The organism is Kitasatospora sp. NPDC051705 (assembly GCF_044453265.1).
Taxonomy (GTDB): Bacteria; Actinomycetota; Actinomycetes; order Streptomycetales; family Streptomycetaceae; genus Kitasatospora.
In genome coordinates this window covers 435,194-448,285 of sequence record NZ_JBITCO010000002.1, presented here as the reverse complement: position 1 = coordinate 448,285, position 13,092 = coordinate 435,194, and the positions used below count along the sequence as shown (strand labels likewise).

The 13,092-nt window shown below is 73.4% G+C and carries 10 protein-coding genes and 1 riboswitch; of the genes, 7 read left to right on the top strand and 3 right to left on the bottom strand.

The window, feature by feature from the left end; translation table 11 throughout:
- Positions 1-211 precede the first annotated feature (211 nt).
- Complete coding sequence (locus ACIA8Q_RS04520) at positions 212-1,657, top strand: aldehyde dehydrogenase family protein (protein ID WP_360210698.1); 1,446 nt, start codon at positions 212-214, stop codon at positions 1,655-1,657.
- Between the two features lie 146 nt (positions 1,658-1,803).
- Here ACIA8Q_RS04520 and ACIA8Q_RS04515 read toward each other — a convergent pair whose 3' ends face one another.
- The gene (locus ACIA8Q_RS04515) at positions 1,804-3,273 is read right to left on the bottom strand and encodes a glycine hydroxymethyltransferase (protein WP_396316752.1); all 1,470 of its coding nucleotides are present in this window, start codon (positions 3,271-3,273) and stop codon (positions 1,804-1,806) included.
- Between the two features lie 20 nt (positions 3,274-3,293).
- Positions 3,294-3,390: riboswitch (ZMP/ZTP riboswitch) on the bottom strand.
- A 295-nt stretch (positions 3,391-3,685) separates the two neighbouring features.
- Here ACIA8Q_RS04515 and ACIA8Q_RS04510 point away from each other — a divergent pair.
- From ACIA8Q_RS04510 to ACIA8Q_RS04490, 5 genes are all read left to right on the top strand, one after another.
- On the top strand, positions 3,686-4,651 hold the full coding sequence (locus tag ACIA8Q_RS04510; RefSeq protein ID WP_360210694.1) for an ABC transporter permease: 966 nt from the start codon (positions 3,686-3,688) through the stop codon (positions 4,649-4,651).
- 253 nt (positions 4,652-4,904) lie between these two features.
- Entirely contained in the window at positions 4,905-6,656 is a 1,752-nt protein-coding gene (locus ACIA8Q_RS04505; RefSeq protein ID WP_396316751.1) for an ABC transporter substrate-binding protein, read from the top strand.
- Positions 6,657-6,895: 239 nt separating this feature from the next.
- Positions 6,896-7,888, top strand: coding sequence for an ABC transporter permease (locus ACIA8Q_RS04500; RefSeq protein WP_396316750.1), 993 nt, complete (start codon positions 6,896-6,898; stop codon positions 7,886-7,888).
- A gap of 168 nt (positions 7,889-8,056) precedes the next feature.
- Positions 8,057-9,742: a dipeptide ABC transporter ATP-binding protein gene (locus ACIA8Q_RS04495; RefSeq protein WP_396316749.1), complete on the top strand. Its 1,686-nt coding sequence runs from the start codon at positions 8,057-8,059 to the stop codon at positions 9,740-9,742.
- Positions 9,743-9,901: 159 nt separating this feature from the next.
- Positions 9,902-10,465, top strand: a complete 564-nt coding sequence (locus tag ACIA8Q_RS04490; protein ID WP_360210686.1) for an EF-hand domain-containing protein — start codon at positions 9,902-9,904, stop codon at positions 10,463-10,465.
- Between the two features lie 130 nt (positions 10,466-10,595).
- Here the strand turns inward: ACIA8Q_RS04490 and ACIA8Q_RS04485 are convergent, their stop codons facing one another.
- Positions 10,596-11,231, bottom strand: a complete 636-nt coding sequence (locus tag ACIA8Q_RS04485) for a TetR family transcriptional regulator (protein ID WP_360210684.1) — start codon at positions 11,229-11,231, stop codon at positions 10,596-10,598.
- A 228-nt stretch (positions 11,232-11,459) separates the two neighbouring features.
- Here ACIA8Q_RS04485 and ACIA8Q_RS04480 point away from each other — a divergent pair, with 228 nt between their 5' ends.
- Complete coding sequence (locus tag ACIA8Q_RS04480; RefSeq protein WP_360210682.1) at positions 11,460-12,053, top strand: dihydrofolate reductase family protein; 594 nt, start codon at positions 11,460-11,462, stop codon at positions 12,051-12,053.
- Here the strand turns inward: ACIA8Q_RS04480 and ACIA8Q_RS04475 are convergent.
- Positions 12,019-13,068, bottom strand: coding sequence for an EamA family transporter (locus ACIA8Q_RS04475; RefSeq protein ID WP_396316748.1), 1,050 nt, complete (start codon positions 13,066-13,068; stop codon positions 12,019-12,021). The two genes, ACIA8Q_RS04480 and ACIA8Q_RS04475, sit on opposite strands and share 35 nt — an antisense overlap.
- Between the last annotated feature and the right edge of the window lie 24 nt (positions 13,069-13,092).

Here is a 13,092-nt window from a genome sequence, read left to right as displayed (position 1 = left end):
GGGCCCGGCGGCGGAGGGTCTGGCCGCAGGTGACCGGGGTGGTCCCGCGATGGCGCGCCCGGGCGCGGGGCGAGCCGTCCGGGGAGTGCAGCACGGGGTTCGCACCGAGGTAACCGGCTGGTCCACCGGACCGGATTGACTCTTGCGCGCGGCCGCTCCGGCCGCCTTGACTGGCCTACCTACTAGCACTGTTAGTTAATCGGCTGATCGGATGAGAGGACACTCGGTGCAGCAGTACGCGGAGTACCGCGACCAGTACATCGACGGCGCCTGGCGGCCCTGCGGGGACGACGCCGGGACGATCACGGTGCTGAACCCGGCGACCGAGCAGGTGCTCGCCACCGTCCCGGCCGGCGGCACCGCCGACGTCGACGCCGCGGTCACCGCGGCCCGCCGGGCCGCCCCCGCCTGGGCGGCGACCACCCGCGAGGACCGGCTCGCCCTGCTCACCGCGCTGCGGGACGGGATCGCCGCCGCCCAGGAGGAGATCACCGCGACGGTGGTCGCCGAGCTCGGCGCCCCGGTCGGCTTCGCCGCCGCCGTGCACGCCGGGCTGCCCCTGACCGTCGCGACCTCGTACCTGGCACTGCTCGCCGAGCACCCCTTCGAGGAGCGGATCGGCAACTCGCTGGTGCTCGCCGAACCCGCCGGAGTGGTCGCCGCGATCACGCCGTGGAACTACCCGCTGCACCAGATCGTCGCCAAGGTCGTCCCGGCGCTCGCGGCCGGCTGTCCGGTCGTCCTCAAGCCGGCCGAGGACACCCCGCTGGTGGCCCGACTGTTCGCCCGCCTGGTGCACGAAGCGGGCCTGCCCGCAGGCGTGTTCAACCTGGTGACCGGTACCGGAGCGGTGGCCGGCGCGGCGCTCGCCGCCCACCCCGGAGTGGACGTGGTCTCGTTCACCGGTTCCACCGCCGTCGGCCGGCAGGTCGCCGAGACGGCCGGCCGGGGGCTCAAGAGGGTCGCCCTGGAGCTCGGCGGCAAGTCCGCCAACGTGGTGCTGCCCGGGGCGGACCTCGCCCGGGCGGTCAACGTGAACATCGCCAACGTCTTCGCCAACTCCGGCCAGACGTGCAGCGCGTGGACCCGTCTGCTGGTGCACCGGGACCACTACGAGGAGGCGGTCGCGACGGCCGCCAAGGCCGCCGCCAAGTACCTCCCGGGCGATCCGGCCGACCCGCGGACCCGGATCGGCCCGCTGGTCAGCGCCGCCCAGCTCGCCCGGGTGCGCCGCCACGTCGAGGGGGCGCTCGCCGAGGGCGCCCGGCTGGTCGTCGGCGGCGCGGAGCCCGTCCCCGGACTTCCCACCGGCTTCTACGTCCTGCCGACCGTACTCGCAGACGTCACACCGGACATGACGATCGCTCAGGAGGAGGTCTTCGGGCCCGTCCTGGCGATCCTGCCCTACCGGGACGAGGACCACGCGGTCGAACTCGCCAACGGTACCGAGTACGGCCTGGCCGGGGGTGTCTGGGCAGCGGACACCGCTACCGCCGCCGCGTTCGCCCGCCGCCTCGACACCGGCCAGGTCGACCTCAACGGCGGCCGGTTCAACCCGCTCGCCCCGTTCGGCGGTTACAAGAGCTCGGGGCTCGGCCGCGAGCTCGGCCGCCACGGCCTGGAGGAGTTCCTGCAGTACAAGTCGCTTCAGTTCTAGGCCGAACAGGCCCCCGCGGGGATCCTCCCGGGCCCGCACGCGGTTGCGCGGGCGGGCCCGGGAGCGGCTGCAGCTGCACGGACGGACTGGCGGGCCCGGGATCAGGCCTGGGTCCGGGCCTGGTCCCGGGCCCGCTCGCGGCCCGGTCAGACCAGGTCGACGCCCGGGTAGAGGGGGAAGGGGGCGAGGAGGTCCGCGGCGCGCTTGGCGATCCCGTCGCGCACCGTGTCGTCGAGCCGGTACTGGGCCTTGGAGGCGGCGCCGCCGGCGCCGGTGGCCGGGGTGGTGGCACGCAGGACGGTGTCGATCAGCGCGGCGATCTCGTCCATCTCGGCGGTGCCGAGGCCGCGGGTGGTCAGCGCCGGGGTGCCCAGGCGCACGCCGGAGGTGTACCAGGCACCGTTCGGGTCCTGCGGGACGGAGTTGCGGTTGGTGACGACGCCCGAGTCCAGCAGCGCCGCCTCGGCCTGGCGGCCGGTCAGGCCGTAGCCCGTCACGTCGGCGAGCACGAGGTGGTTGTCGGTGCCGCCGGTGACCAGCTTGCCGCCGCGGCGCAGCAGGCCCTCGGCGAGCGCCCTGGCGTTGTCGACGACGGCCCGGGCGTAGGCCTGGAACTCCGGGCGGCGGGCCTCGGCGAAGGCGACGGCCTTGGCGGCCATGACGTGCGAGAGCGGGCCGCCGAGCACCAGCGGGCAGCCGCGGTCGACGTGCTCGGCCAGCTCGGCGGTGGAGAGCACCATGCCACCGCGCGGGCCGCGCAGCGACTTGTGGGTGGTGGTGGTGACGATGTGGGCGTGCCGGACGGGGTCGTGGTCGCCGGTCAGCACCTTGCCCGCGACCAGGCCGGCGAAGTGCGCCATGTCGACCATGAGGGTCGCGCCGACCTCGTCCGCGATCTCGCGCATCCGGCGGAAGTCGACCAGCCGCGGGTACGCGGAGTAGCCGGCCACCAGGATCAGCGGGCGGAACTCGCGGGCGGTCTCGCGCAGCGCGTCGTAGTCGATCAGGCCGGTCACCGGGTCGGTGCCGTAGCTGCGCTGGTCGAACATCTTGCCCGAGATGTTGGGGCGGAAGCCGTGGGTGAGGTGGCCGCCGGTGTCCAGGGACATGCCGAGCATCCGCTGGTTGCCGAGCGCCTGGCGCAGTTCGGCCCAGTCCTGCTCGGTGAGGTCGTTGACGTTGCGGACCTTCGCCCGTTCCAGCGCCGGGCTCTCGACGCGCTGGGAGAGGACCGCCCAGAAGGCGGTGAGGTTGGCGTCGATGCCGGAGTGCGGCTGGACGTAGGCGTGGTCGGCGCCGAACAGGGCGCGCGCGTGCTCGGCGGCGATGGTCTCGACGGTGTCGACGTTGCGGCAGCCCGCGTAGAAGCGGCGGCCGGCGGTGCCCTCGGCGTACTTGTCGCTGAGCCAGTTGCCCATGGCGAGCAGGACGGCCGGGGAGGCGTAGTTCTCGCTGGCGATCAGCTTGAGCGAGGCGCGCTGGTCCTCGAGCTCCTGCCCGATCGCGGCGGCGATCCGGGGCTCGACGCCGGCGACGACGTCGAGGGCGCTGCGGAAGGCGGTGTCGGCCGCGGCGTCGGCGGTGGTGTGGGGGCGGGCTGCGTGCGGAGTGGCCAAGGCTGTCTCCTCAAGGGGATGCGGACGGCCCAGGCGCTCGGCAACTTGACGTGACACTCCACGGAGCCGCTTCCCGATGGTTGATTCCATCCCTACGCGCCAGTCGCAGCCCACCGGGATCGTATCAACATCGGACGGACTGTGGCGGAGGTCTCAGAATGCGGAACGGGCCGCCCGTTTTGGCGGGCTATGTCCTTTCTCGTGCAACGCCCGTGTTGCGGCGAAATGAAGCCGCCACATTTCCCGTAACAGTGCCCAGGAATTTCCGTCCGGGTGATTTGCGGAGCGCCCGCGGCATCCGATCTGATGTCTTTTCGAAGGCCGACGGGAAACCCCCGGAGGCCCCTTAGGAAATGCACACCAGCGCACCCTCACCCACAGGGCGGCGGAGAATTCGGGGAGTACGCCTCTCATGGCCGTGGTCGAAACACCCGCGGGGCCCCGCCCCGCACCCGCCGCGCCGGGGCTGCTCGGCCGCCTCCGCCGGGACCGGGTCGGCGCCGCCGCGCTCGCCGTCGTCCTGCTGTTCCTGCTGCTCGCGCTCGCCGCCCCGCTGATCGCCGCCCTCTACGGGAGGAACCCGGTCGAGCACTACGGCCAGAACACTCCCGGCCTGCTCAGCGACGGCGGCCTGCCGGTACTGCCGAACGGCGGCATCTCCGGCGACTTCTGGTTCGGTCTGGAGCCCGGCCTGGGCCGGGACGTGCTGACCCAGCTGCTCTACGGCATCCGCACCTCGCTCCTGATCGCCTTCGCCTCCGCCGCCGTGACCACCGCGCTCGGCGTCCTGGCCGGGGTCGCGATCGGCTACCTGGGCGGGGCCGCCGACCGGATGTTCGGTTTCCTGGCCAATGTGCTGCTCGCTTTCCCGACCCTGCTCCTGCTGCTCGCGCTCAGCCCGGTCATTCAGTCCCGACTGGTCGACCCGGGCGCCGCGGAACCGGAGTGGATGCAGTTCCTGGTCCTGATCCTGGTATTCTCCGCGTTCGGCTGGATTCCGCTGGCACTTTCCCTCCGGGCCACCGTCCGTTCGCTCCGGGAAAGGGATTTCGTGCAGTCCGCACGGGCCCAGGGCGCGAGCCGCTTCCACGTCGTCGTCCACGAACTGCTGCCGAACGTCCGCTCGCAACTCCTGGTGCACGCCACCATGGCGGTGCCGGCCTTCGTCGCCTCCGAGGCGGTGCTGTCCTTCCTCGGCGTCGGCATCACCGAACCCGTCCCCGACTGGGGGCGGATGATCTCGCGCGGCTCCGAGGTCTTCCAGGCCGACCCGACCTACATGGTCTTCCCCGGTGTGGCGCTGCTGGTCTTCGTGCTCGCCTTCAACCTGCTCGGCGACGCCGTCCGCGACGCGCTGGACCCGCGCTCCGGGCGCTGAGTCCGGACGGCCCACGGCGGGGCCGCGAGGCCACGAGGCCGCCGGGTCCGCCGGGTCCGCCTGACCGGGCAGGTCTGCCAGGCCGGGCAGGTCAACACATCACCAGGCCACCGTCCTGCCGTCATTCCCTCAGCCCCTCAGCCCGCCTTCCCCTCAGCCCGCCTTCCCGCCATCCCGTCATCCCCCGTCGGACACCCGTGTCCGACGTCCACCCCGCGTCCACCCCCGGTCAGGGGGCAAGGAGAGATTCGCCATGCGCTGGACCAAACCGTCCCTCGCCGTCGTCGCCACCGCCCTGCTGGCGAGCGCCTGCTCGGCCGGTGCGGGCACCGGCCCGGCCCCCGCCGGCGCGGCCGCCAAGGAGACCGCCCCGCTGACCGCCGCCCTCGGCAGCGAGAAGGACAGCGCGGGCCCGGCCCCCGCCGTCTCCGGCGCCCGGGCCGGCGGCACCGTCAACGTCTACAACGCCACCGACTTCCGCCACCTCGACCCGCAGAAGGTCTACGCGGGCGCCGCCTACAACGCCTCGCTGCTCTGGGGCCGGCAGCTGACGCAGTACCAGGTCGTCGACGGAAAGGCCAAGCTGGTCGGCGACCTGGCCACCGACACCGGCATCTCCACCGACGGAGGCCGCACCTGGACGTACCGGCTCAAGCCGGGCGTGGCCTGGGAGGACGGTCAGCCGATCACCTCCCAGCAGGTCAAGTACGGCATCGAGCGCAGCTTCGGCAAGGGCTACGAGGTCGGCCCGCCCTACTGGCCGCAGTGGCTCACCGGCGAGGCCAGCTACGAGGACGCCCGCAAGAAGTACGCCGGGCCGCAGGACGGCGACCTCGCCGCCGTCGAGACCCCCGACGACCGCACCCTCGTCTTCCACTTCCCGCAGCCGCAGGCCGACGTGCCCTACATGGCCGCGCAGTCCTCCTCCTCCCCGGTCCGCAAGGACAAGGACACGGGGACCGACTACGACCGCCAGCCCTTCGCCAGCGGCCCGTACCGGATCGTCGAGCACGTCCAGAACACCCGGCTGGTGCTGGAGCGCAACCCGTACTGGAAGGCCGAGACCGACCCGATCCGCAGCCAGTACCCGGAGAAGTTCGTCTTCACCTTCGGCAAGGAGGCGCTCAACATCAACCAGGAGATCCTCTCCGGCCGGGACGGCGGCGCCGACGCCACCACCGTCTCCACCGCCCTCTCCCCCGAGCTGTACCAGACCGCCGACACCGACCCGAAGGCCAGGGAGCTGGTCGTCTCCGGCCGCCAGGGCGCCTTCGTCACCCAGCTGGTGATCAACAACGAGCGGGTGCCGGACGTCGCCGTCCGCAGGGCCCTGCACCTCGCCTACCCGCGCCAGCAGGCGCGGCAGGTCCAGGGCGGCTCCCGGGTCGGCGAGCTCGCCACCACCCTGAGCTCGCCCGCCCTCCTCGACTGGGAGAAGTACGACCTCGACCCCGTGAAGCCCGAGGGCGACCCGGAGGCCGCCAAGTCCGCCCTCGCCGCGGCCAAGCAGCCGCCCGCGCCGCTCACCTACGGCTACGCCAACACGCCCGTCGGGCAGCGCGTCGCCCAGGTGCTGGTGGACGGCTTCGCCAAGGCCGGCATCACCGTCGTGCCCAAGCCGATCGACCCCAAGGCGCTGCTGGACGAGGTGCACCGCGCCGACTCCCCCTACGACCTGTTCGAGGAGACCAGCTCCGTCGACTGGCCGACCCCGTCCACGCTGATCCCGTTCTCCTTCGACGGGCGCGCCGGCAGCGACCTCAACTCCGCGCGCTACCGCAACCCGGCCGTCGACCAGGAGATCGACCGGATCAACCAGATCGGCGAGCCTCGCGCCAAGGCCAAGGAGCTGTACGCGCTGGAGCGGACCGTCATGAAGGACGTGCCGGTGCTGCCGTTCGCCTACCCGACGGTCAACCAGCTGCACGGCTCCAACGTCGGCGGGGCGTTCATCCACCCGATCTACGGCACGGTCAGCCTGGCCTGGCTGTACCTGAAGTCCTGAGCCGACCGCCGGCCCGTCCCCGCTGCCGTCGCGAGAGGTGGCGGGGACGGGCCGGCGGGCCGCACCTCTTCCCGGCGGTCCCCCGCCGTTCCCTCCTGCCCGGCCGCCTGCCTGGCCGCCGTTCCCGACGGCCCCGTTTCCGACCGCCGCTCTCTCCGACGGCCGCTGTTCCCGACGGCCGCTGTTCCCGACGCCCGCTGTTCCCGACGCCCGCTGTTCCCGACGACCCCGGACCGGTCATGCTCTCCTTCGCCCTGCGACGGGCCCTCCAGGCGCTCGCCGTCCTGGTCGCGGTCTCCGCCGCCGCCTTCGCCCTCTTCTACGCCGCCCCCGCCGACCCGGCCCGCGCGGCCTGCGGACCGCGCTGCGACAGCGGCCAGGTCACGGCGGTCCGCCAGAGCATGGGCCTCGACCAGCCCCTGCTCACCCAGTACGGCGACTACCTGTCCGGGATCGTCGCCGGGCGGGACATCAGCGACGTGGACGGCTCGGTCATCCACTGCACCGCGCCCTGCCTCGGCTACTCCTACCGGCTGCACCAGCCCGTCACCGAGGCGCTGCTCGACCACCTGCCGGTCACCTTCTCGCTCACCGCGGGCGCGCTCGCCGTCCTGCTGGTGCTCGGCCTGGGCACCGGGTTCGTCTCCGCGCTGCGCCACGGCGGCCGCACGGACCGGCTGCTCTCAGGGTTCACCCTCGTCGGCGCCAGCGTGCAGATCTACTTCCTCGGGTACGTCGCACAGTGGGCGCTGGTCTACTCCACCGGGCTGCTGCCGTTGCCCTCCTACACCCCGCCGGCCGAGGACCCGGCCGCCTGGGCGGGCGGCATGCTGCTGCCCTGGCTCGTCCTCGGCTTCGTCAACTCCGCGGTGCTCGCCCGGCTCTCGCGCTCCCAGCTGCTGGAGACGATGAACGAGGAGTACGTCCGCACGGCCCGCGGCAAGGGCCTCGGCCGGCTGCGCGCCCACCTCAAGTACACCGCGCGCGGCGCCGCCGGACCGCTGGTGCAGCTGATCGGCCTGGAGGCCGGAGTGCTGCTCGGCGGGGCGGTGATCACCGAGACGGTCTTCGGACTGAACGGCGTCGGGCGGTTCGCCGCCGAGGCGGTCTCGGGTCAGGACCTGCCCGCCGTGGTCGGGGCGGTGCTGCTGGCCGCCTGCTTCGTGGTGCTGTTCGTCGCCCTGGCCGACCTGGTGGTCGCCTGGCTCGACCCGCGTATCCGCCTGAGCTGACTGGAGCCGATTCCGATGACGTCCGCCCTTGAACCCCTTGAACCCCTTGGGCCTGTTCAGCCCCTTGAGCCCGTCCGCTCCCTTGAGGCTGGCCGGCGCCTTGCAGCCGTACGGCCGCCCGGGGCCGTCCCGTCCCGTGGGTCCGCCGGGCCCGGTACGCCGCCCGCGGTGGAGCCGGTGCTGAGCGTCCGCGACCTGACCGTCACCTTCGCCGATCCGCGCGGCGGTGCCCCGGTGGCCGCCGTTCGGGGGCTGTCCTTCGACCTCGCCCCCGGTGAAGTCCTCGGCCTGGTCGGGGAGTCGGGCTCCGGCAAGTCCGCCACCGGACTGGCCGTGCTCGGCCTGCACGACCCGCGCACCACCGCCGTCACCGGCTCGATCCGGCTGGGCGGAGCGGAACTGGTGGGCGCGCCGGAGTCCGTGCTGCGCGGCGTCCGGGGCGGCCGGGCCGCGCTGGTCTTCCAGGACGCGCTCACCTCGCTCAGCCCCTTCCACGGCGTGGGCGCCCAACTCGCCGAGATGTACCGGCTGCACCACCCGGGCGCGGGCCGTGCCGGGGCCCGCCGCCGGGCCGCCGAGATGCTCGACCGGGTCGGCATCCCGGCCGCCCGGGTGCGCGACTACCCGCACCAGTTCTCCGGCGGGATGCGCCAGCGCGTGATGATCGCCATGGCCCTGATGAACGATCCGCAGGTGCTGATCGCCGACGAGCCGACCACCGCCCTCGACGCCCGCGTCCAGCGGCAGGTCCTCGACCTGCTCGGCGAGTTGCAGCGCGAGCACGGGACGGCGGTGCTGCTGGTCAGCCACGACCTCGGTGTCGTCGCGGGCACCACGGACCGCACCCTGGTGATGCGCGGCGGCGCCGAGGTCGAGTCCGCGCCGACCGCCGCACTGCTGGCCGCGCCGCGCGAACCGTACACCCGCGCCCTGGTGGGCGCCGCGCTGACCCTGGACTCCGTACCAGGCGCTCCTCTCCCGACAGTTGACGATCCGTCACCGAAAGCACGGCGCTTCGCCCCCCGCACGGTCGAGCACCCCGCACAAACCGCGCACCCGCTGATCGAGGTGACGGACCTCGCCGTCCGCTTCCCCGGCCGGCGCCGCCTCGGCTCGCTGCGCGCCGAGCCCGTCCGGGCCGTCGAGGGCGTCGGTCTGCGCATCGCCCCCGGTGAGACGCTCGGACTGGTGGGCGAGTCCGGATCCGGCAAGTCCACGACCGCACGGGTCCTGGCCGGCCTCCAGCGGCCCACCAGGGGCCGGGTCCGCTACGACGGCCAGGACGCCACCCGCCCGGACCGGGAGCTGCGGCGCAGGCTCAGCCGGGAGGTCCAGCTCGTCTTCCAGGACCCTTACGCCTCGCTCAACCCGCGCCGCACCGTCGCCCGGACCCTGGACACCCCGCTGCGCCTGCACACCGAGCTCGACGCGGCGCAGCGGCGGGAGCGCTCGGCCGAACTGCTGGAGCAGGTCGGACTGTCCGCCGCGCACCTGGACCGCTACCCGCACGAGTTCTCCGGCGGCCAGCGCCAGCGGATCGGCATCGCCCGGGCCCTCGCCCCGCGGCCGCGCCTGATCATCGCCGACGAGCCGGTGTCGGCACTCGACGTCTCGGTGCAGGCCCAGGTGCTCAACCTGCTCATGGAGCTGCGCGAACGCCTGGGCGTGGCCTTCCTGTTCGTCTCCCACGACCTCGCGGTCGTGCGGCACTTCTGCGACCGGGTGGCCGTGATGCACCGCGGCCGGCTGGTCGAGTCCACCGACAGCGACCGGCTGTTCGACGCCCCGCACACGGACTACACCAGGGAGCTGCTGGCCGCGGTGCACCAGGGGCCGCCCGGGTACCGGTGCTAGCGGGTGCGACCAGGGAGGACGGGGCGTGCGGTCGACCTGCGGCCGGCGTCCGGCCGTTCGCCGGTCGTTCGGCTGCGCGAGCGCGACTCAAGGGGTTAGCGTGCTGGCGTCGCGTGGTGGGGATCGCCGGCCACCGACCTCGCCAATCAAGGGGGCACATTGTCGGACGACCTGCTCATCGCAAAGATCAACCACGGATTCGACCACCTCGACGCCGACGGCGACGGCCTCCTCACCGAGCGGGACCACGTCCTCATGGGCCACTCGGTGGCGCGGTCGCTCGGACACCAGGAGGGCTCGGAGGCGGAGGCCGTCATCGTCCGCGCCTATCTGACGATCTGGCACGACCTGCACCTCGCCAGGCTGCCCACCGGCACCGAGGCGATCACCCGGGCCCAGTTCGTCGCCTCCACCGGCTCGCTCGCCGACGACCCGGAGGCCGCGCGGGCCAGCATCGGCGCGCTCGCCGAGGCCTTCCTCGCCGTCGCTGACGCCGACCGCAGCGGGACCGTCGACGCCGGCGAGTTCTTCGTCTTCCAGCGCGGCCACTTCGTCGGCCTCTCCCGCGACGACTCCGACGAGGCCTTCCGCCACCTCGACCGGGACGGCGACGGCACGCTGTCCGCGGCCGAGTTCACCAGCGCGATCATCGAGTTCTGGACCAGCCGCGACCCGGACGCCCCGGGCAACTGGTGGACGGGCAAGCCGCCGCACGCCTTCTGAGGCACCGGCCCGGCCCGGGCGGCCGCACCCCTCACGCGCCGGAACCGCGAGGGCGGCGGCCGCCCGGCACGGCCCGTCCCGCCAGGGGTCGGTCGTGCGGCGGCGGCCCGGCCAGCCCCGGTCGGCCCGGTCACCCCGCCGGGACGATGCGCTCGACGATGGTGTCGATCAGCGCGGCGAGCGCGTCGGCGCCCGCCGTTCCCAAGTCCGTCGTCTCCGAGTCCGCCGTCTCCGAGTCCGCCACCTTGGCGCTCAACACCCCCGGAAGGGTGAGGTGTTCGACGATCAGCCCGGTCATCGCCAGGTAGAGGACCAGCACCGTCTCGCGGTCCCCGGGGAACCCGCCGTCGAGATGGTAGGCGATGTTGGCCTCCAGCTCCTCCCGGACGGTGCCGGTGAGCTGGGCGCGCAACTCGGGCCGGCGGGTGGCCTCCAGGCGCAGTTCGAGCATGGCGAGGTAGCCCGCGCGGTCGGCGGAGATGCGGCGGATCAGGTCGTGCATCAGGGCCGTCACCAGAGCGCGGTCACGCGGGGCGCGCAGCAGGTCGGCGACGACCTCCGGGTCGGGGGTGAGCCGGTGGTGGATGTGCCGGGCGGTCTGGTGGAGCAGGTGGTCGCGGTTGGCGAAGTAGTTGGAGGCCGTGCCGTTCGGGACGCCGGCCTGCACGTCGACCGCACGGAAGGTGAGGCCGCGGGCGCCCTCCCGGGCGAGGACCTCGATGGCGGCGTCGGCGAGGGCGGTACGGCGGGCGGGATTCTGGACCATGCGGCGATTGTGCCCCTCGGGCGCTGCGCGGCGCCGGGCGGGTGCGGGCGGGCGGGTCGGCTGGTCGGCGGGCGGGCGACGAGGCCGGCAAACAGGCGAGCAGGCCCGGGCGCCGGGGAGGGGCGGCACCATACCCCTTGCCAACCACTACGGTCGGAGTACTATATCCGCAGTGGTTAACCCGGACGGGCCACCCGACCCGCCGATCCCCCTACCCCGAGGACCTGAATGCGCAAGCTCAGCTACTTCGTCGGCGCCAGCATCGACGGCTTCATCGCCGACCCGGACGGCGGCTTCGACTTCCTCATGGCGCACGTCACCGAGGACTTCGCACCGACGCTCTTCTCCGAGTACCCGGAGACCATCCCCACCCCCGGCCGCGCCGGGAACGGCATCGCCGACGCGCCCAACAAGCGCTTCGACACCGTGCTCATGGGCCGCAGCACCTACGGCCTGGGGGCGGACATCGGCCTCACCGACCCCTACGCCCACCTGCGGCAGATCGTCTTCTCCCGCACCCTCGACACCAGCCCGGACCCGGCCGTCGAGGTCACCGCGGAGGACCCGCTGACCCTCGTCCGCCGCCTCAAGCAGGAGGACGGTCTCGGCATCTGGCTCTGCGGCGGCGGCGAACTGGCCGGCCGGCTGCTACCCGAGATCGACGAGCTGATCGTCAAGCAGTACCCGGTGGTGGCCGGATCCGGCGTCCCGCTGTTCGGCGCGGACTTCGCCCCGCACGCCTTCACGCTCGCCGACTGCCGCGTCTTCGAACGCGGCAACGTCATCCTCACCTACGCCCGGACCGCCCCGGGCTCCGACTGACGCTCACCACCAGGCAGACCCCCGCCACCACGATCGCCCCACCCGCGAGCGTCGACCCGGTCAGCGGCTCGGCCAGGATCATCCAGCCCAGCAGCACCGCCACCACCGGGTTCACGTACGCGTAGGTGGCGACCAGGGTCAGCGGCGCGGAGCGCAACAGCCACGCGTACGCGGTGAAGGCGAGCAGCGAACCGAACAGCACCAGGTAGGCGAGGGACAGCCAGGACCGGCCCGAGACGGCCCCGAGGTCCAGCCCCTGGTGCTCCCCGCGCACCAGTCCGATCAGCAGGTCGGCGAGCCCGCCCGCGAGCATCTGGTAGGCGCTCGCCGCGAGCACGTTGCGCGGCATGGTGATCCGCTTGCTGGCGAACGAGCCGGACGCCCAGCACAGCGTGGCGCAGACGATCAGGACCACGCCGGCGGGCGCGATGTCCCCGCCGATCGCGGGGGCGGAGAGCACCCCCAGGCCGACCAGGCCGAGCAGCACCCCGGCGAGCTCGGCGCGCCGGGGGCGCTCGCCGCCGGCCGCCGTCAGGAGGACCATCCACAGCGGGACCGCCGCCACCAGCAGGGCGGCCAGGCCGGACGGGACGGAGGTCTCCCCCAGCACCACCAGCCCGTTGCCCCCGGTCAGCAGCAGCACGCCCACCAGGGCGGCGGAGCCGAACTCGCGCGGGCTCACCCGCAGCGCGGCCGGGCCCTGGCGCACCAGCAGGTAGCCCGCCAGCAGGAGACCCGCGGTGAGGAAGCGTGCGGACGCGGAGAGGAAGGAGGGCATCGTCTCGACGGTGATCCTGATCGCCAGGTAGGTCGAACCCCACACGACGTACACCACGGCGAGCGCCAGCCAGACCGCACCGCTGCTCGGCCGGGAGAACGGACGGGCGTCCTCGACGGGGGCGACCGCGCCGCCCGCCGGGCTCTTGGAGAGCGAGGTCCCGGACCCGGAGGCCTCGACCCCGGAAGCCTCGATCCCGGAGGCCTCGGCCGGCCTGGGCTCGGTGGGTGCTGTCATGTGTCTCCCCCTAGGACGGTACTG